The 20,531-nt window shown below is 32.7% G+C and carries 12 protein-coding genes, 1 tRNA gene and 1 pseudogene; 4 read left to right on the forward strand and 10 right to left on the reverse strand.

Going from position 1 to position 20,531, the window contains the following annotated elements; all coding sequences use genetic code 11:
- Positions 1–881: 881 nt before the first annotated feature.
- The 3 genes from LS81_RS05755 to LS81_RS05765 all read right to left on the reverse strand — a co-directional run bounded on the left by LS81_RS05755 (position 882) and on the right by LS81_RS05765 (position 2,867).
- Positions 882–969: transfer RNA gene (locus LS81_RS05755), tRNA-Ser, on the reverse strand.
- 69 nt (positions 970–1,038) lie between these two features.
- Positions 1,039–2,529, reverse strand: a complete 1,491-nt coding sequence (locus LS81_RS05760) for an SH3 domain-containing protein (RefSeq protein ID WP_104696404.1) — start codon at positions 2,527–2,529, stop codon at positions 1,039–1,041.
- Positions 2,526–2,867 (reverse strand): Spx/MgsR family RNA polymerase-binding regulatory protein, encoded by a 342-nt coding sequence (locus tag LS81_RS05765; protein WP_034346176.1) that lies wholly within the window; start codon positions 2,865–2,867, stop codon positions 2,526–2,528. Before LS81_RS05765 ends, LS81_RS05760 begins: the two co-directional genes overlap by 4 nt.
- A 346-nt stretch (positions 2,868–3,213) precedes the next feature.
- Between LS81_RS05765 and LS81_RS05770 the strand changes: the two genes are divergently transcribed.
- The gene (locus tag LS81_RS05770; protein ID WP_034346174.1) at positions 3,214–5,373 is read left to right on the forward strand and encodes a carbon starvation CstA family protein; all 2,160 of its coding nucleotides are present in this window, start codon (positions 3,214–3,216) and stop codon (positions 5,371–5,373) included.
- A gap of 877 nt (positions 5,374–6,250) precedes the next feature.
- On the forward strand, positions 6,251–8,392 hold the full coding sequence (locus LS81_RS12320) for a methyl-accepting chemotaxis protein (protein WP_034346172.1): 2,142 nt from the start codon (positions 6,251–6,253) through the stop codon (positions 8,390–8,392).
- Positions 8,393–9,524: 1,132 nt separating this feature from the next.
- Here the strand turns inward: LS81_RS12320 and LS81_RS05780 are convergent.
- A complete protein-coding gene (locus tag LS81_RS05780; RefSeq protein ID WP_034346169.1) occupies positions 9,525–10,787 on the reverse strand; it encodes a glucose-6-phosphate isomerase in 1,263 nt (420 codons plus the stop codon).
- Between the two features lie 222 nt (positions 10,788–11,009).
- Between LS81_RS05780 and LS81_RS05785 the strand changes: the two genes are divergently transcribed.
- The gene (locus tag LS81_RS05785) at positions 11,010–14,174 is read left to right on the forward strand and encodes a hypothetical protein (protein ID WP_034346168.1); all 3,165 of its coding nucleotides are present in this window, start codon (positions 11,010–11,012) and stop codon (positions 14,172–14,174) included.
- 270 nt (positions 14,175–14,444) lie between these two features.
- Here LS81_RS05785 and LS81_RS11745 read toward each other — a convergent pair whose 3' ends face one another.
- On the reverse strand, positions 14,445–14,609 hold the full coding sequence (locus tag LS81_RS11745; RefSeq protein WP_081955916.1) for a glycosyltransferase: 165 nt from the start codon (positions 14,607–14,609) through the stop codon (positions 14,445–14,447).
- A gap of 245 nt (positions 14,610–14,854) precedes the next feature.
- Here LS81_RS11745 and mraY point away from each other — a divergent pair, with 245 nt between their 5' ends.
- Positions 14,855–15,922 carry a phospho-N-acetylmuramoyl-pentapeptide-transferase gene (gene mraY, locus LS81_RS05795; RefSeq protein WP_199769735.1) on the forward strand — a complete coding sequence of 356 codons (1,068 nt, stop codon included), beginning with the start codon at positions 14,855–14,857 and terminating at the stop codon, positions 15,920–15,922.
- Between the two features lie 57 nt (positions 15,923–15,979).
- Here the strand turns inward: mraY and LS81_RS05800 are convergent, their stop codons facing one another.
- From LS81_RS05800 to LS81_RS05820, 5 genes and pseudogenes are all read right to left on the reverse strand, one after another.
- A complete protein-coding gene (locus LS81_RS05800; protein ID WP_034346162.1) occupies positions 15,980–16,567 on the reverse strand; it encodes a hypothetical protein in 588 nt (195 codons plus the stop codon).
- Positions 16,568–16,881: 314 nt separating this feature from the next.
- Positions 16,882–17,121 (reverse strand): annotated as a pseudogene (locus LS81_RS12505) (phage integrase central domain-containing protein); the annotation flags it as partial.
- 846 nt (positions 17,122–17,967) lie between these two features.
- Positions 17,968–18,180 carry a 30S ribosomal protein S21 gene (gene rpsU / locus LS81_RS05810; RefSeq protein ID WP_005219948.1) on the reverse strand — a complete coding sequence of 71 codons (213 nt, stop codon included), beginning with the start codon at positions 18,178–18,180 and terminating at the stop codon, positions 17,968–17,970.
- Between the two features lie 142 nt (positions 18,181–18,322).
- A complete protein-coding gene (locus LS81_RS05815; protein ID WP_034346500.1) occupies positions 18,323–19,585 on the reverse strand; it encodes an adenylosuccinate synthase in 1,263 nt (420 codons plus the stop codon).
- A complete protein-coding gene (locus tag LS81_RS05820; protein ID WP_034346501.1) occupies positions 19,586–20,440 on the reverse strand; it encodes an ATP phosphoribosyltransferase regulatory subunit in 855 nt (284 codons plus the stop codon).
- Positions 20,441–20,531: the final 91 nt, after the last annotated feature.

Raw genomic sequence — 20,531 nt, forward strand, 5'->3', positions numbered from 1 at the left:
TATTGAAACACAAAAGAAATTTGAAGAAAAACTCCCAGAATTTGCTATGGAATTTGAACGATCTGTAAAAAAAGGGCTTGATGCAAGAGGGAGAAGGTAGTGTGAGTAAAAAGCCTTAATTATAGGTGACTTTTGCTTGCATCTTCTTAGAATCTCTGCACCTCTTACTTTATATTATATATAGTACTTTTTTAAATTTTATTTTGCCATCTGCTATTTGTATCACTTATGTATCATCTCATCATTTACTTTTTAATTTGGCTTGTGTTGGTAGTAGTAGCATCAAGCTAAAAATTAATTTAGTATCCATAAACATCTTTATGTTATTTACTAGCCTCAATAGCTTGATAATTTATTTTGTGAGCATTTTTATACCTCATACTTATCTTATTGATTGCGATATTATTAGTTATGACTTACATAAAATTTCATCATAAAATCTAAAAAAACCAGTATTTTTTAGGCATGATGTGGTAGTTTATATGGCTTTATCATAAAAAAATACAAAAATGTAAAGTATTTTTTACATTTTTATTGACAAATAACTAATTTTTATGTATAGTTCCAATGCGTTCCTAATTATTAGGGCGTAGTTATAGGTGAGGTTACCCCCTCCAATTTCCCTACGCCTATAACTTCAAAAACTTTGCTGAACCCCACAAATTGTGAAGTTTTTGTTACTCTCCACTCCTTTTATAGGCTCCGTTAGGAGCTTTTATTTTTCATTTTACTCCTTTGTTTTATTTAAGATTTATTCTTTTGAGTTGAAAAACTCAAGGGATTTTTTTGTATCTACGATACGTTAAAGCTGCAACATAATAAAAAGTACTTAAAAAATAAGTTAAATAAATATATTTAAAAATAAAAGAAAATGAAGACTGTGGCAGAGGGGAAGGGATTCGAACCCTCGAAAGCTTACACTTTACACGCGTTCCAGGCGTGCTCCTTCAACCACTCGGACACCCCTCTATAGATAAAAATTCTATAGGAACGCAATTATAGCAAAAAAAATGCTTTTTTGCAGATTATATCCACTTTTTAATATGAGATATTGATGCTTGATAACAATCCTAATGCTTCTGGGTTTGTTGTACCATCATAAATATTTGTAAGTCCCTCCACCCTTGATAATAATGTGTTTTTTATAGCAGTATTTGAACTAAAAGCTCCACCTATGTGAAGTGTTGTAATATGCACTCCGCCTAGTTTAATATTTTCTTGCTTATTGTTTATAATTGGTTTCACATTCCATGCACTATGGGCTACAATAGCCCTTTGTGAGCCTTTGATATTGACATGCCCTAGATAAAGCATAATATGCCCCTTTAGCCAAATGATACTTGCAAAGGGCTTTGCATTTGCGATAATATACTCTTCTTTTTCACTCTCTGTCATTTTAGATAGATTCACAAATTGCCCTTTAAATTGTGCTTGTGCAGCAGAATTACGTGGTAAAAATATCCCAAAGGATGCAAAACTATCGCGTGTAAAAGCACTGCAATCTCTATTGCCAAATAATCCCCCCCAGCCATACTTTTGTCCTAACATCGTGTGGATGAGTAGTGACATTTTTTCTTCACTAAAAGGCATAGGAAAATCTGAAAACAGATTAGAATCAAAATTGACTTCTCGAATTTGAGCATAATTATCTACGTCTTTATAAAAGGTTACAAGCGTATTGTGCCTTTTATTATAGGGAAAAACTTGTCCCACACGTGCATCAAGCACCCATTGATTCTGATAGGATAAGGGAATAAAATCTTTATTTGGAATTTTATAAGATTCAAAACTTAGAATTTTTTTACGCATACTATCACTAACAAGTCCGACACTACGCGTATCAATCCAACCATATACAAAAGGTCCTTGTATGTGTGCATATCGCCCATCGCTGCTGAAGTGAGAAATCATTACAGGTGTGCCCTCAAATATAAAGCTGTTTTGCCATCTATCAAATGGGAAGTCATCTTTACTTTTATAGCGTGGCTTATTTGTGGGGACAGCTCGCACGGATGTGGCTTGCACAATAATTCCTGCTCTAGGTTTTCGCAAAAAGTCTTGTAAGTTCATATTTGATAGGATTTGCTCAAATTCTTCAAGTGTATTTGGCATAAGGTTCTCGCCAATACCAAGCAGCGTGTTTATCTTTTGCTTGAGTGATGTTATTTTTGCATTATATTCTCTTTCTGCTTTTGCATAATTTTTTATGCCTTTCTTTGGTGGTTTTTTCTTAAGTTCTTCTAGTTCTTTATTGTAATTTAGAGCATTTTGCAGCGATGGTACAATATAAAATATAGAATCTGTATTGCTATTAACTCTGTTTATATCCCATACAGCATAAAACTTTGATAGATATTCTTCCTTGATTGCAGCGTCCAAGCTTTGCGTTTGAAACGGCATAGATTCTATCGAGTTGAATGTATGTAAGTTCTTTGTGCCAGAAAGTATGTTAATATTAATGCCCTCTTGTGCTTTCAGGAGGGTAAGGCATACGCATAAAGTAGTAAGAGTTTTAATAAAAGAGTTCATAATAGCGCTTCCAAATGTTGTAATCCAATAGTAACTTTTTGGATAATATTGTTATGATAGCTTACAATAAGTGGTCGTTTTATTACACTTAGATTCTGTAATATAACTTCTAGTGTCATGTCTTTTATACCTTGTTCTTTTAGTTTTTTATAGGTTGTACCCTTGGTGTTTATAAGATCTTCTAGACTTGTAAATTCAAGTATTGCTTTCAAAGATTCTATATCTAACCCTTCTTTTTTAAAATCATGAAATTTATATGCAATACCATGTTCATCTAAAAATACGAACGCTTTCTTCATACTATTGCAATTTTTAATGCCATATATTACTAATTCCATTATATCCTCATTATGCAAAGTTAATGTTATAAGGCAAAAGTTTACCATACTTATATTGATTTTGCATGAAAGCATAAAAGCAGTTTTTTACTTTCTTTGAAAATGCTTAGTATTACCCCTTTTTTATAGCAACAAGTTGTGGTATAAAGCGAAATGATACTTTTTTATACACACTTATAAAATTGAACAAAAAAGCATACCATTTTTATTTACAGAAAAAATAATTTTTCATATATTATATTATCTCTTACCTTTGCATGATTAATTAAGAATGTCGAAATAGATAATATTTCATAGATTTAATTATTTACCTAGGGTAGGCTATCTTGTATTAAAGGGTGTTTTAATGAATGGTATGAATAGGGTTTTGTGGATAGCTATAGCAGTCATTGGAGCGTGCTGCTTTGGCGTGTTGGCATTACATAATGGTGAAAAGATTTCAGCACTTTATCTTGTTGTTGCCGCGATTTGTATCTATTCCATCGCATACCGCTTCTATAGTGCTTTTATAGCGAATAAGGTGTTAGGGCTTGATAGCACACGAGCTACACCCGCTATCTTACATAATGATGGGCAAAACTTTGTCCCAACGCATAAGGCTGTTCTTTTTGGGCATCATTTTGCTGCAATCGCTGGAGCAGGACCTCTTGTAGGACCTATCCTTGCTGCACAGATGGGCTATCTCCCTTCTATGATATGGATACTTGTTGGTGGTTGTTTGGCTGGTGCAGTGCATGATTTTGTTGTGCTTTTTATTTCATCTCGTAGAAATGGTAGATCGCTTGGTGAAATGATAAAAGAGGAGATGGGTAATACCATTGGCAGTTTTGCTATGCTTGCTATTTTTGGAATTATGCTTATTATTATTGCCATTCTTGCGATGGTTGTAGTGAAAGCTTTAGCTGATTCTCCATGGGGGACTTTTACAATTGCTATGACTATACCTATTGCTATGTTTATGGGCATATACATGAGATTTTTACGTCCAGGTTGTGTTGGAGAGGCAAGCATTATTGGCTTTGTGTTGCTTATGTTTGCGCTTTATTATGGGCAAGTTGTCGCACAAGATTCTAATTTATCAGGTTATTTTCATTTTAAAGAGACAACACTTGCTTTAATTATCATGGGATATGGTTTTATTGCTGCAGTTCTGCCTGTGTGGTTATTGCTTGCACCAAGGGATTACCTAAGCACATTTTTAAAAATTGGCGTTATTGTGATTATGGCGATTGCAATCCTTATAGTTGCACCTGATTTGCAAATGCCAAGATTCACTCAGTATACTGATGGCACTGGTCCTGTGTTTGCTGGAAAACTTTTCCCTTTCTTATTTATTACGATTGCTTGTGGTGCCATAAGTGGATTCCATGCCTTAATTAGTTCTGGAACAACACCAAAAATGCTTGAAAATGAAACGCATGCTAGAATGGTTGGTTATGGTTCGATGCTTATGGAATCCGCTGTTGCAATTATGGCATTGATTGCGGCGTGTATTTTGCAACCAGGGTTATATTTTGCTATCAACTCCCCTGCTATTGCTATTGGTGCAGATGTTGTAAGTGCAGCACAGACTATATCTAGCTGGGGATTTGTAATAAACCCACAAGATATTACAGATCTTGCAAAAAATGTTGGTGAAAATACAATATTAAGTCGCACAGGCGGTGCACCAACTTTTGCAATAGGGCTTGCTACCATTATTTCTCAAGTACCTATATTTTCAGCAGCTTCAATGTCGTTTTGGTATCATTTTGCTATTTTGTTTGAAGCACTCTTTATTCTTACTGCAGTAGATGCAGGCACACGCACATGTCGTTTTATGGTACAAGATATTTTGGGCAATATATATAAGCCTCTAGGGAATCTTGAATCTGTTCCTGCTGGTTTGATTGCCACTGGGCTTTGTGTAGCAGGTTGGGGATATTTCCTCTATCAAGGAGCAATTGATAAGAAGGGAGGTATCTATACTTTATGGCCACTTTTTGGCGTAAGTAATCAAATGTTGGCCGCTATGGCGTTACTCCTTGTGATGGCTATTCTCTTTAAAATGGGACGCGGTAGATATGCGTGGGTTGTCGCTATGCCTGTGACATTCGTGCTTATTGCTACACTTTATGCTGGAGTGCAAAAGGTACTTCCTGCAAATGGAGAAAAATTGCATGATGCGGTGAGTCATGTGGCTTTTGTGCAGAATACAAATGCAAAAATTGCAGTATTAGAGCAAGTAAATCAAGACTTGAAGGAAGGAAAGATTGACCCTAAATCAACTACAGAAGGAAAAACCCTGCAAGAAATGCGTGAAATTGAGATCGCAGCAAATGAGCGAGATATAGCAGGTATGCAAAAAGATATTATTAATAATTCTATTAATGCCATATTGTGTATATTTTTCATGTGTGTAACATTGCTTGTGCTTATCCAAGCTCTAAGGATTGCTATACAATCTCGCAGTGGTGGGCAGCTTCGCTATCCATTAAGAGAAGAGCCATATGTAGCAATAAAATAATATTTGTGTAACAATTCTAACGTTTGCTATTATCTAAATTTAATATGCAGACACTTTGCAGAGTTTACAATCCCTTTTATACAAAGTTTTACTAGAGAGATTGAGGTAGGGTTGTGACAAATTCTATGTTCAAATTCTATATTCTAGGAGATTTGAATCTTTAGGAAGAGAATTGGAATGACTATTATTTTGGTTTCTTGGTTTTTTAGGACAACTTATAAAATCTTTATACAAAATTTTTGTGAGTAATAGTCTCACAAAGATTTATCATATTATGCGATAAGCACTTTATTGTCTTTCTTAAGAGTTAGTTGGCTCGGTAAATAAATTAAGGATTATAGTCCATGTTATTGCGTTGTTTTTTTGGAGTCTACATCTTATTTTACATTGATATTGCACAAGCTTTTAATCTGTGTTTAACAGTATTATTTAAATTATTAAAATGACGTTTTTTGGAACATGCCTTTTATAATATTCATGAATCCCATCGATTTTAAGTTTATATATAAATGCACCTTAGGTTTTGCAAGTCGACTAGATGATAGAAAATCTAAGTTTTCTGCCATCTTAATATTGTTTGGTATAAATAAATATGGTTTATCTTCTCATGTTACGTATTACACAAAAAGACCTTTATTGTAGATTTAATTCTAATATTGTGCATTTTAGTCTCATGTTTGCCCTATTTTTAAGATTTATCTTCTATAAGCACTACTTATGATATTACCACTTATAGCAATCATTTTAAACCAAAAATAACCCAGTTTTACTCAAAAGCCTCAAAAATACTTATTAACATAAAAATTATAAAAACATATTTTTGAATTTTAGCTACAATAGCACCTCTCAGTATAGATAAGAAATTCAAGGAGTAAAAATGCAGCTTATCTGCGATATGAGCATAGGTAAAAAAATTAGTCTTCTTTCAACATCAGTTCTAGTGTTAGGCATGTGTATGCTCTATGTGATTATTTCTAGTAAGTTGGAGAGTGGTATGCAATATGAGGCACAAAAGACGCTTATTGCCAATGCTATTCAAAATGCTAGAGAAGTGGAAAATTATTTTAATGCGGCAGGTGCAAATCTTGAGGCAATTACAAAGGCAATCCAAGCAGGTTGGGAGGAAGGGAGTGGCTCTTTAAGCGATAATTATCTAATGCATTTTTTGGGATACATTGTAGATTATGATCCCACCATCATAGCAACTTTTGCACAAGTCAAATATCCCTCTTTCTCTCGGAGTGGAGGGGCAGACACAAGCTTATATAATGCTAATGATATTTTAGAATTTGTGCTCATTGATACAGATATTGAGAACTATGATTCTGGTGTTGAGGTGGCGAAGCAGGGTGTTATAAAACTAACAGATGGACGCAATATTTTCGAAGGTCTTTCTGCCATTCAGGAAGTGTATACACAGAAACAGCCTATAGTAACACAGCCTTACCGCGTATTTTATAACAATATGGAGCGATCGGTTGTGAGTTTGATTTTCCCAATTATTGCAGATAATAATAAGGTGGTTGGTGTGATTGGTGCATTGATTGATATGGATAGTCTGTCAAAAGTTGTATTCAACTCAAAACATGCTTTATACCCACATGCCGAACGCTTTCTTATAAATCATTATAATACCTTGACACTTTATCCTGATACAAAAATGCTTGGAAGTCCTATTGATGCAGTTATAGATCCTAAAGCTGCACAAGAGATCATAGCTTTGCAATATGACGCAGAAGCTAGTGCTAGAGATAACACAAAGGTTATTGAGATAGAATCAAAGACTGGTGCAAAAGGTTTAGCAAGCGTTTTTAAACTGGAAATATGGGATGATATAGTCTGGACTATGGTAAGTTTTGCACCTTATGACGAAGTCTTAGAAGAACTTTATGTTGTAAGATATGTGATTATTATTGCAGTGATTATCCTTACACTTTTTATTGCTTTCATAATGATTGGTTATGCAAGGTTTTATTTACAAAATGATATCGAGAAAATTTATGTGGGCTTGGAGAATTTCTTTGCATTTTTGGATCATAAAACAAACAAAGTTGATAGTATTGCAATTCACAAGCGAGATGAATTTGGGCGAATGGCACAGAAAATTAATGCAGTTGTAAAAGACATTGAGAATCACAGCTTACAAGATAAAGCAGCCATCACCGATGCTATAAATGTGGTTAATAAAGTAGAATGTGGTGATTTAAAAGCACGTTTAACAGAGCAACCATATAATCCGCAATTGATTAAATTGCAAGAGATTCTGAATAATTTGCTTGGGGTTTTGCAAACAAAAATTGGTAGTGATATGAATGATATTCAAAAGCTCTTTGAACAATATAGAGATCTTGATTTTCGCCAATCTATCGCAAATGCAGAGGGTCATATCGAGAGTATTGCCAATTTGCTTGGCATGGAGATAAGAAAGATGTTGCAAGATTCTAAAACATTTGCAACAAGCCTTAATGATAAATCAAGTTCGCTTGAAGACAACGTAAATAAACTCACAGAAGGCACAACACAACAAGCCCAAGCACTGACACAAACTGCCGCATCATTAGAGCAGATCACAGCCTCAATGCAAAGTATGCGTGGACGTATGAATGAAGTTTTGCAGCAAGGTGAGGATATTAAAAATATTGTTGCTATTATTAATGATATTGCAAATCAGACAAACCTACTTGCTTTAAATGCAGCAATTGAGGCCGCAAGGGCAGGGGAGCATGGTAGAGGTTTTGCAGTTGTAGCTGATGAAGTGAGAAAATTAGCAGAGAGAACACAAAAAAGTCTAAGTGAAATCGAGGCAAATGCAAATATTTTATCACAAGGGATAAACGAAGTAGCAGAAACCATAAATGAGCAGGCACAAGGTGTAGCCCAAATTAATGAAGCGGTTACGCAACTTGAGAATAGTATACATCAAAGTGTAGAAGTTGCAAGATATTCGCAAGATATTAGTCAGGCAGTATATGAAATAGCAGGACAGATCCTTGAAGATGCGGAGAAGAAGCAATTTTAATTATTATTCATATTGAGTAATTTTACCACACATTAATACTGCAAGGAAAGTTTGTGAAATCCTAGCAGATTCACAAACTTTAAGAAATAAATATACTTTTGTTTGGTTTCTTAGAAATGGAAATATCTAATTCATCGCATTTGGTATAGCTAAATATGATAGGCTATCAAATTTATATTGGAATGATATTTTCATGATTATTAAGAGGAAGGTTGGCGTCATTTCACGTATTTATTGTAAAAATTTGACTCCTTGAATTTAACTTTGCAACCTGTTTTTCAAGATACTTGGTTTAAAGGGTTGAGCTAGAGATATTTGACTTGCTTGTATTTAAAATTTGTGTTAATATGAATGAAGCTTATTAAGTCTTGTATTGATTTTATTGTGAATCACCTTTGTTTGACATTTAATGTAAAGACATATAGGTTAATTTCTTTTATTATGATATCTTTGTTTACAATTGTGATAAAGGTATTAGGGGTTAGAATCTTCTTAGAGAAAGTTAGGAAGTATATAAAACTTACAATTTTTGCGGGCTATATGCTATAGCAAAATATTATGAGTTGTATTTGAAGCTATTTTAATTTTACAGCCCTGCTTTTAAAAGATTCTATAAAGATAAAAACCCCTAAAACATGCTTTAACAATATGTTTTATGTATAGTTGATAAAAGACATCAAAACATTAAAGCAGATCATAAGCTAAAACCTTGCAAATAGGCTTAAAATAGTGCATGTTGTGAAATAAAGGTTTATAAGTTCTTGGATAAAACAAGATTTTTTGAGTTTCTTTATAGCAATCTTAATAATATACTACTTCGCTATAACATAGCTTATTGGATTTTTTTAAGAAAACTAACTTTTTGCTTTTTAGGATATTATCTTACTTCAACGAGCCAAGAGGTAAAAATTGTTGTTGATGAGATTTTTTATATATTCTTGTGGGATAAAAAGTTTGCTCAATAATTTTTTAAGATTATTTTTTGGCTTTGTATCTATAGGTTGTTATTGGATTCTATAAAGTTTAAGAAAAGTAATGCTGGGTTATAAACTTTTAAACTTTAGCTTTAATCCAAAGAAAAGAAACAAACATAGCAAGTGAAATCTATTCCTCCTCTGTAAGCATACTGATGTTATTTTAACATCTCATGCAAGAGTTTTTTACCTCGTTCGACTGCAGGTTGATTGTAGGTTTGTATGCCAAAGATACAGCCAACAGCAGATGTTAGTAGCTCATAATACATTATAAGGCAACCAACATTTTCTTCATTTAATAAATCAAGTTCTATAGAATCTATAGGCAATCCCTCATCTTGCAATACACGCATAGTAGCACGTTTTTGTGTTGCAAGTAATTTAGCAAACGAGATGGTATTTACAAAATCAGTTGGTTCTAAGCCTTGCAATCTTATATCAGGTATCACAAGCTCATTATATCCTTCTTCTTCAATGCATAGGAATGTGATGGTTTTGTCTTGTTTGCCTTCTAAAATAAGTTGCAAAAATGAATGTTGATCGATACTTCCAATAAGGCTTATAGGTGTTAAACCTATCTTATTAGAATCTTTATCGATTTTACCTAGGCTCTCTCCCCATAACTGCACATACCAAAGATTAAAATCTCTAAATGAACTAGAATAAGAAAATAAGATATTCATCGGCAATGTATTGTGATTTTTTGCCATAAATTGTGCCTTTTCTAAAATATGATCCTCATTTCTTGCAAGAAAGGAATCTTGCAGGGTTTTTGCTCCTTTAAGGATGGAATCTACTTTATAACCAAGCAACATTAAAGGCAGGATGCCAACTGCACTAAGCACACTAAATCTACCACCTATATTACTTTCAATTCCAACACTATATACGCCATTTTGCTTTGCCCATGTATCAAGGGGTGAGTTTATATCAGTAATAACGAGTAGGCGGTTTTTGACACAAGATTCTAAAAGATTGTAACGCCAAATACAATATTTCATCAAAGAAGTGGTTTCAATCGTCATTCCAGACTTTGATATTACAATAAAAAGTGTTGTGTGAAGTCTAATTTTTTTCAGTGATTTCTGTATTTTTAATGGATCTGTATGTTCTAGAAATTTCACCGTAATATTGTTTCTATGTGGTAGGTGATACAGCATTGTATCAATAGCTTTTAAACCAAGTGAGCTCCCACCTATACCAATAATTACAATATGCGTAAGATCCTTTAATACCGCACTATTATATTGCATATACGCAAGGGAATCTTGCAGAGCTTTTGTTTCATAAGGTAGATTGTAATAACCACTTTTTTGCTGCTTTTTTTCATTGATAAGGCGAGTAAAGATTTCATCTTTTTCTTGATTTGCTTCTTGTGTATACGTTGCTAGTTTATTGAAACCTAAATGAAATTTTACCATGAGGTTTTTCCTTGCGAGATTTAAGATCAAAAAAGTTTGATAAATCTTTCATTATATAAAAAAAACATAAATATATATGAAATATAGATGTTAATGAGGTTTAAAAGTATAAAGTTTATAATCTGTTTTCTTATTTCATGCAACAATGCTTTGTTATAAAATAAATCTAATTTGCTATAATGCACTGTAAAATCAGGACGCATTCACGGAGCACACAATATAATGGCTATATATGATGAAAATGTAATAATGGCAACCGCGACAACATATTTAAATGATGCTAAGAAATATATTAGAAAAAGGGATATGCAAATCTATCATCGTGTTAAATCATTAAGTAAAAGTGATATGGATTTTTTAGAACAACTCATGCTTATACACATAAAAAATATAGAAAAAGGTTCAAAAATTCCACAAAATTTCTATGCTTTTTTGGATAACTTTATTCTTGATAATCTTTTTGTTAAGCATTGTTTTTCAAGTTTAGAAATGATTCGTCTTATTTGTTATCGTCTTGCATTATTACCAAATCAGGTGTTGCTAAACGATGTCAAAAGGAAGTGTAACAACATTCTTTTAAATAGTATCAAAAAATATAAGCCATACAAAAATACAAACAATATGCTCTATGTTTTTATTCCACTACCAAACTTACAAAATGATATAGAATCTTTTGTAAAAGTATGTTTAGAGCTTTTTACACAAGATAAGATTAACGGATTAATAATAAATCCTCTAAACCTTATTTTAAACCCAGACTTCAAAGATCAAACACAACGTATAACAGAGCTTAGTGCCAACTTGCAAATACTTTTGAATAATTCAAATGCAAAGAAGCTTGTTTTAGATAATGATTGTGAAAATCTCTTTGTGCTCTTAGCAAGTATAGAAAATGCAGTGCAAAACATTGGATATCCTGTTGATATTACCCTAAGTTTGCCAAGCTATCACTTTATGTCATTGGAGGCATTAGATCATATTGCAGAATTAAGCAAAAAGTTATGTAACCAAAATAAAGCAAAGTTGTGTGTAAGGCTTAAAGATTTGGATTATGCTTATGATATTATGGAATTTAAAGCCGCACATACTCGTGCCATAAATACACATTTTACAAATCAAACTAATGCTAGAATTAACTTAATTGCACTTATAACAAAGTGCGTTCAGTATAAAGATATTCTTGCATGTTGTATTGTAAGCACAGACATGTTTGTTCTATCATTGGCAAAAAGTCTTGATATGCAAATGCAATTTGAGATAGAGCCAAGTCTACATTATCCCCTCTATAAAATCTTAACAAAACAAGGTGTCCAACTCTCTGCGATAGCCTATTACACAACACATTTTTCAGATATGATTGCTTTGCGGTTAAAAGAAGCATATGCAAACATTCACTATGGCTTACTTGATTATATTTCGACACTTTATAACAAGCAAGAATGGGATAAAAAGTCTAAAGCTTTTATGCACAATCTAAAATATAGCCAAAAAGACGATCTTAAAAAGGAATATAGTCTTAGTGCTATCAAAGATTCTATGCTTTTATCACAAACACAACAATACAATTTTGAAACTTTTGATTATACGCTAAGAAAACCTCTAGTGCTATCTCAAATAATGCTTTTACAGAATCTAACAACAAAAGATTCTATGAAATCAAATTATGTAGATTCTAAGGATAAGGACAACGTGGGCTCATTTCTAAAAGATTTAGAAAATTTGCAAATATACATGCCAAATACAAGTAAGCTAGAAGATGTTTTATATCTTAATGCACAAGATATGCATAGACTAAATATGCAAAGTATGAATAATGCTCCAGCAACATTTTCACTCTATGCGGAAAAGGAAAAAGAAGAGTTGAATTTAGCCCATAAAAAGCAAGAAGAAATATTGCAAAATAGGAGTAATATCATAACCTCTGTGATTGGCCGCATTAAAGAATGTATGCCATCGCTTTTTGCAACATTGTGTGAGTTGTATCCAAACACACCGCCAAGCATTTATGAAGAGCAAGTATATATGTTGCTTGATAGCTTTAAATATTATGCTTATGCATACAAGCAGCTCCTGCAAGAGACAGAATCCGTATTGCTTATGCCACTAGGAAACATCTTTATTCATACAAAGAAACTAGCTATACATGAGATTGGTGCTGTGATTGCAAGCAATATTATGATAGGTAATGTTTCGTTTTTAGAAGATTCTGTAATGAGTCGAATATTTTATTATCTTTTTACACCTATTTTTGATTTTTGCCCTTTCTTGTGTGTAATGGAGAACAAAAAGGCAAGAGAGAGAGAATTAATTGATTATGAAATTATTACAAAACAAGACTTTATGAAATTACAGACAAGTGAGCGAACAAATAACTTTTTGGTATGGGACAAAGGTGTAAGTGTTGTGTTTATTAGCTCATTTTATGACATACATGAAGCAGTCAAAGAAGTGCAATATATGCGATTTAGCTTACATGCACAAATTTTGATTTATACAGATTCCTACATTTATGAAGTAGCAAAGCAAATCTTTATTCCATCGCAAGTTATGCAAACAAGCCTTGCAGATCTCATCTTAAATTTACCAAAAGATACATCAAACTTTAGCCTTTTTACTTATAATAAAGCAGAGATGAATTATGCAATAAACAAACTAAAAGTGTCACTTTGTATCAATGGTGCATACAAATCAAAGCTGGTATCAGGCACTCCAAGGACATTTTCACCTGGCTATCTACAGCCTTTTGGCAGTAAGCTTTTGCTTGGTAAACTTGTGCAGACAAGCCCTAATAGTGTGATTTTGCATAATAGTTTATATTCTGATATTATTGGTTGTTTTAGCGAGATTCTAAGTATTGATGAGATTGAGTTTCTCTATAATCTCAATCATAATTACAGCCAGTTTTTAAAAAATCTCACACGCATAGCAAGTTTTGATAATATCTATGAGACAAAGAAGCCATATAGCATGTGTGTGCGTGTTTATGAACAGGATGATTTCTTTCATGTATGTGTCATTATGCTCATTAGCTTCTTATTGCAAATAAAAACTCGACTTAGTTTTGTAAAAGAGTATTTTGCACAAGCTCCAGATACACCAAAGATACTACAAAAAGCGTTGCAAGAGAAATATATTGATTATTTTACCTTGAATTTTGAAGATGAAAAGTCTTTTAGAGATTCTATTGACACAGAAACTTTGGTGCGTATCCTGCAAGATGAAAGTGAGTTTGCTTCCACAGAGACTTATACATACTTAAGCAATCAAGGCATCATTGCAGAGTATTCATTGCCTATACTTAATTGTCACTTGGAGCTTGAACGCTATCTTGCAACGCAGTATATCCAAATCGAGCCAAATATGCTTTTACAAACACATGTGTGTTGATGTATGCTTACTTGGGGTATGATATATAGAAGTGCAAAGCATGATATAAATTTATCTTTGATTTATTATTATGCTTTGTAGACCCCCTGCTTTCCAATACCCTTTAACTTTGTATTCATCGAGTTTACATAGATTTGAATCTGTTATAAATTCAATATGTTTATATTTCAGTATAACATTAGGTAGATTTTTGCAGTGATCTAGAAATATCATGTCTTTATCTAAATATGGCAGGATATTAGCATACAGATACATGGCTTGCAACACCAACTACATTGCATTATCTTTACTACCATCATTTATAAAAATACATTCAAATTTAAGTGCTTGATCACTATTTTTGGCAATAGAATCTAAGATATCAAAAACCTCTTTACTGAAAGCTTCTAAATTTTTAGATTCATTATAGCAAGGGACAATAAGCGAAAGTTTCATAATTAGATCCTATCTTTAAAAATAGGCAATATTATACCAAAAATTGCCATTAGGTAATAGCTTATGGGTTTTCATTAACAGCCATCTTTGTTGTGATGAGACATTTTAGATATGAATTTATATTAATTAGCAACAAGCAATAATTTAAGCATTTATCATTATAAAATACTGCAAACATGCAGGAATATAGTAGAATTCCATTTTAGTTTCAATCTCTACATAAAAAAAGCACATTGTAAGGAAATATCATGTTTTATGAGCTACATGGAATCTTAAACATTACTTTATTAAAATACATTACCTTTCGCTCTGGTTTAGCATTTTTTCTTGCTTTTTTGCTAAGCGTGTATTGTATGCCATTGTTTATCGCATGGGCAAAAGCTAAAAGAGCGAACCAACCAATTTCAGATTCTATAAGAACACATGCAAATAAGAAAGACACGCCAACTATGGGTGGTTTGGTATTTGTCTTTTCCGCTGTTGTATCAAGCTTGCTTTGTGCAAATCTTAGCAACTCTTATGTGCAAATTGGACTTGTTTGTCTTATTGCATTTATGCTTGTTGGTGCAAGAGATGATTATATGAAAATTTCAGCACGAAGTAATGCGGGTATGAGTTCAAGAGCAAAGTTTCTACTTTTAGCTTGTGTGGCATTTATTTTAAGTTTATGGCTTTATTTATCTGGTTTGAGCACTGATTTTTACGTTCCATTGCTTAAAAAGCCTATACTCACATTAGAATCTTGCTCTTATGTTATGATTGCCTTTTGGGTGATCGTATTTTTAGCGACTACAAATGCAGTAAATGTGACTGATGGGCTTGATGGATTGGCAACTATTCCTAGTATCTGCACCCTTGCATCCTTAAGTGTATTTGTGTATATAGGTGGAAATTTTGAGATGGCAAAATACCTGCTTTGGCCTCATATTATAGATTCTGGTGAAGTGATGGTTTTAAGTCTTGCTATGATAGGTGCACTTTTTGGATTTTTGTGGTACAACTGTCACCCTGCACAAGTCTTTATGGGAGATAGCGGAAGTTTAGCATTGGGTGGTTTTATTGCATATTGCGCTATTGTTTCAAAGAATGAGATATTACTAATTCTTATGGGCTCTATTTTTGTGATTGAGACCATTTCTGTGATTTTGCAAATTGGAAGCTATAAATTGCGTCAAAAAAGGATTTTTTTGATGGCACCAATCCATCACCACTTTGAGGCAAAGGGTTGGGCGGAAAATAAAATCATCGTAAGGTTTTGGATCATTGCTATTTTATCAAATCTTGTCGCACTCATCACTTTAAAGATTCGATAAGACGTTTTATTTGATATTTGTTTTGCAATAGAGATTTTAATGGGTATCAACTTAGAATCATAGTTGCCCAAACGCAAGCAAAAATAAATATTTGAAATCATACAGAAAACCGCCCAATTCTTTCATTGTTATGTCTGCTTTTTCACATGCAAATTCATCGGGGTCAATATATTGAAACATGCCTGATAATGTATTGCACACATTTTTATCAATGCGTGCTTGAGCAATCACAAAATTTCTGCCTTCAGCTACCATTATCGATGCAATTTTTTTAGCTAAATCAGATTTTGCTTCTGCACCAAAAATATAATTATCCCATGTTTTTTCAACATAAAGACCAGATGTTTTTCCTTTCATTAAACTATATAGTCGTTGCATATAAACTTCACATATTCGCTTATCAATTCCTGTGCGAATGCACTCTTGGGGTATAATAGAATGAATTTGTGTAATCCTATAGTTTTCATACTGACTTTGTGTTTTTTCTTTTATATCATCAAGAAATATAAAAACCCCTATACATGTAATGATACCAAAACATGCAACAATAGAAAGTACCCACTTAATAGCCCTTTTTAATATCCCAAATCTAATTAAAATAGCAACGAGCACTGCAAGTGCAAACAACAAGGTTAAGATAAACATAAAAACCTCCAAATAATATAACCGATCTAAATATCTATTATATATTAAACTTATTTCAAATACTCAAATCTATAAGATTCTAGCACCTTTGCACACAAAATCCCCCTTATTCATGCTAAGAACTAACCTATCATTACGATTAATCACAAACAAGTCATCCTTTTTACTAGTCTTTTTGATTTTTCTAACATGCACCATCAATATTACAAAAAGCCTTATTAAGTGTAATTAATATCTCTTTTAATTCCTGCTTATGTATGGATTCATGGTGCTTTACATTATGCTTTTTAAAGAGTATGTTATACTTAATCCTATCACACACTATACATAATATAATCAAGTGCTTTCATATAGTTAAAAATCTGCTTACATACAGAATACAACGTTTTGCATGTAGCTAGTTTATTACTTGTTTGATAGTCTTGCAATATGGCTAAAATATCATTTTTAGTAATATCCCTTATATCTTTATTGCCAAATGCAGCACATAAAATATTAGAATAATGCTTATATCTTGCAAGTGTAACCGCCCTTACATTCTTACTAGCTAACCATTCATTACAAACCTTATATCTGCGATAATATCAACGTAACATACAAATCATTCATCATCAAAATCTTAGATAAGCAGATTTTTCATATTGTTCAATGTAATATATTTACATTTATTTTTATACTTGTTTTTGTTTTTATCTCTAACATCTAAGAGTTGCAAATATTCCTTTAGATTTAACCCCTTTTGCTTGTATTCAACACTTTCAATAATATTGTTATATCTCTTTGCTATCTCTCTAGCGTTATTTAAGTTGAATTGCGGGTATTGCTAATGCTTTGCTTACTTGGTTTTACAAATATGTATCAGTTATAAATCATTTAAAAAAGAATAGCATGTAAAAAACGATGCTCTTATATTTTAATATTACATGAGTATTTCTAGATTCACTTATACATATATGTAAATTTATATACAAGTTCATGTGTAATGTTATATGGTTTTGTGTATATGCTTACTCACTTAAGAGTGTAGTTCTATGATGAAACAAGAATGCCAATACATAGTATAATGATTCTATTTTTCATACCAATTTACACCCCAAATATTCTACTCATACTATACAGAAAGCTTTAATCTATTAACTACATAAATTCCCTAGTCTTGTTTGTGTAATAAATGAAGATAACAAATAATATATTAAAAAATTGAGAAGCGCATATGATTTAAAACCTTTATGACTAAACCATTTCATCAATAATCTAAGATGTAAACACGGAATATAAAATACGAAATAGATGGAGAGAATATTAAAGTGATAAGTATCTAAATACTAAGATGTTATAAAAAGAGAATATCGCGGCTGATATTCCCCAAGTCAAAAGACTTAATAAATTATTTTAATATGTTATAAACGAGATTCATAGCGTCTTAACATATAAAGTCGTTTTAACATTTTTTTCTTAGCGTTGATTTTTCGCTTTTTGCGTTGTTCTGTTGCAGATTCAAAAAATCTTCTTGAACGACATTCTGTTACGATAAGATTCCTATCAGCTTGTTTCTTGAATCTTCTATACGCTTCATCAAAAGTTTCAACTTCTTTTACTTTAATGCCTGGCATATCATCACCCACTTTCTTTGAAAAATTGGACTAAATTATATCGAAAGAATGCAAACAAAGGTAAATATCTTTAATTTTCCACCCATACATCCTGATTAATAACTAACATATGTTATTGCGATTAAATTGGAGATTAGAATCCTTAATCGCATACAATCAAGTCATCTCTTTCTGGGCTTGTGGAAATAAAGCCAACCTTACAATGCACAAATGATTCTATAAAAGCTATATATTCCTTAGCTTCTTTAGGTAATGCTTGAAAGTCTTTTAGTCCTGTAGTTTTATCCCAACCTTTAAAAGTTTTATAGATAGGTTTTACATCTAAATCATAAGGCATATAATCAATTTCTCTGCCTTTATATTCATAACCAACACATGCTTTTATAGTAGAAAAGCCATCAAGTACATCAATTTTCATTAATGCAAGCTTTGTGCAACCATTTAATCGTACGGCATGTTTAATCGCAACCAGATCAAGCCAACCACATCGCCTTTCTCTACCTGTCGTTGTGCCAAACTCAAAGCCTTTTTCTCTTAATAAGTTACCAGTATCATCATGCAGTTCTGTTGGGAATGCACCATTACCAACGCGAGTACAGTATGCTTTTGTGATCCCAATAACTTCATTTATGTCTCTTGTGTTTAAGCCTGTGCCAGATAGACAACCTGCAATGCTTGTGTTTGAGCTTGTTACAAATGGATATGTGCCATGGTCGATGTCTAGCATACTACCTTGAGCGCCTTCGAGCATGATTTTTTTACCCTTTTCTATGCAATCCCAAAGTAATTTTGTGGTGTCTGTGATAAATGGAGCAAAAATTTCTGCATACCGCATTAATTCTTGTATTAAAGATTCTGAATTAATATCAAGATTTAAATGTTTCAAATTCTCAAGATTTACCTCAATTTTAGTTCTTAGTTTCTCTTCACAAAGTAAATCACCAATCTGTATGCCATTTCTTGCGACTTTATCTGCATAGGTAGGACCTATACCCTTGCCTGTTGTGCCAATGGTTTCTGTGCGTTTATTTTCACCTAAATTATCAAGCAAAACATGATAAGGTAGGATTACGTGTGCTTTATGAGAGATAAAAAGTCTATTTTGCAATATACTAATATCATCACCTGCTTGTGGATTTAGTGCCTTATTTAAATCTTTTAATTCTTGCAGTAATGCACCAAGGTCAATAACTACACCATTAGCAATAACGTTTTTGCATTGTGGATATAAGATTCCGCTAGGGACTAAATGTAGTGCGTATTTTACACCATTCACAACGATTGTGTGACCCGCATTGTGCCCACCTTGATACCGCACTACATACTCATAATCTTTTGCAAATCGATCAACGATTTTACCTTTACCTTCATCACCCCATTGCACACCGACAACAACATCAACCATCTATATATCCTTTTTATTTTGTTTTAATAAATAATGCACAACATTATCTGTATAGATTCCAAAACCACAACTTTTTACCTCATCAATACAAGATATACCACCAGATAAAAACGTAAAATTTTGGATAACCATACGGAAAAATAAATCATCATAATATTCAACTGGCACAGGCAATAGCGGAGCACATATAAGATTTTCATAATCTGATGAACATAAATCTAGAAGTCTTTTGATCTCTGTGCGTAAAAAGTCAGGGCATATTGCCAGAAATGCTTTTAAGCTTACTGCATCATTGACTTGTAAAAGTTTTGCAAGAAAATCAATACTCTGCAATCTCTCAATATTTAATGTTGCAAAGTCTTTATAGTCTAGTTCTGTGTTATCTACACAAACTTTGGCAATACTTGCATTTGTAACTTGCAGTAATGGCTTAATACCTAATTCCTCAAAGATACGAATGCCAAGTTCTAGAATCTTTAAATATTCGCTTTCATCAAGACATTCTACACCGATTTGATTGTGCTCTATGGTGGGGTAACTAAAAACAGGTTGGATATAAAACCACTTTTTTTGTGTCGTACTTCGACCAAGTCGCTTTGTGATAATCCGCACAACATCAATTGTGCTATCATTTCTCATTGCAATTTGATGATTTTTTTCGCTACTTAATTGAATCACATCTCTGTTTAGAAAGCTTTTTTGATGTTCTTGATAGACAAAAGTGGGACTTACAATCTCTTCAAAACCATGCTCATAAAAAAGATTCACACTTAGATTCTCAACCTTTCGTTTGAGTGCTGCTGATAGCCCAAAATGAAGCTTACTTCCTTCTGGAATCTCATGTTCTAAAATCATATTTCACCTTTTCTTGCTTGCAACAAACTCATTATTACAAAGTTTTAATTATAGCTGATACTTGATAAACAACGCGATTTTTTAGAATCTT

Source organism: Helicobacter trogontum (genome assembly GCF_000765905.2).
Classification (GTDB): domain Bacteria; phylum Campylobacterota; class Campylobacteria; order Campylobacterales; family Helicobacteraceae; genus Helicobacter_A; species Helicobacter_A trogontum.

Excerpts from the sequence above, each read along its gene's own strand:
- LS81_RS05760 (WP_104696404.1), bottom strand. The coding sequence starts at position 2,529 with ATGAACTCTTTTATTAAAACTCTTACTACTTTATGCGTATGCCTTACC.
- LS81_RS05765 (WP_034346176.1), bottom strand. The coding sequence starts at position 2,867 with ATGGAATTAGTAATATATGGCATTAAAAATTGCAATAGTATGAAGAAA.
- LS81_RS05770 (WP_034346174.1), top strand. The coding sequence starts at position 3,214 with ATGAATGGTATGAATAGGGTTTTGTGGATAGCTATAGCAGTCATTGGA.
- LS81_RS12320 (WP_034346172.1), top strand. The coding sequence starts at position 6,251 with ATGCAGCTTATCTGCGATATGAGCATAGGTAAAAAAATTAGTCTTCTT.
- LS81_RS05780 (WP_034346169.1), bottom strand. The coding sequence starts at position 10,787 with ATGGTAAAATTTCATTTAGGTTTCAATAAACTAGCAACGTATACACAA.
- LS81_RS05785 (WP_034346168.1), top strand. The coding sequence starts at position 11,010 with ATGGCTATATATGATGAAAATGTAATAATGGCAACCGCGACAACATAT.
- LS81_RS11745 (WP_081955916.1), bottom strand. The coding sequence starts at position 14,609 with ATGAAACTTTCGCTTATTGTCCCTTGCTATAATGAATCTAAAAATTTA.
- LS81_RS05800 (WP_034346162.1), bottom strand. The coding sequence starts at position 16,567 with ATGTTTATCTTAACCTTGTTGTTTGCACTTGCAGTGCTCGTTGCTATT.
- rpsU (WP_005219948.1), bottom strand. The coding sequence starts at position 18,180 with ATGCCAGGCATTAAAGTAAAAGAAGTTGAAACTTTTGATGAAGCGTAT.
- LS81_RS05815 (WP_034346500.1), bottom strand. The coding sequence starts at position 19,585 with ATGGTTGATGTTGTTGTCGGTGTGCAATGGGGTGATGAAGGTAAAGGT.
- LS81_RS05820 (WP_034346501.1), bottom strand. The coding sequence starts at position 20,440 with ATGATTTTAGAACATGAGATTCCAGAAGGAAGTAAGCTTCATTTTGGG.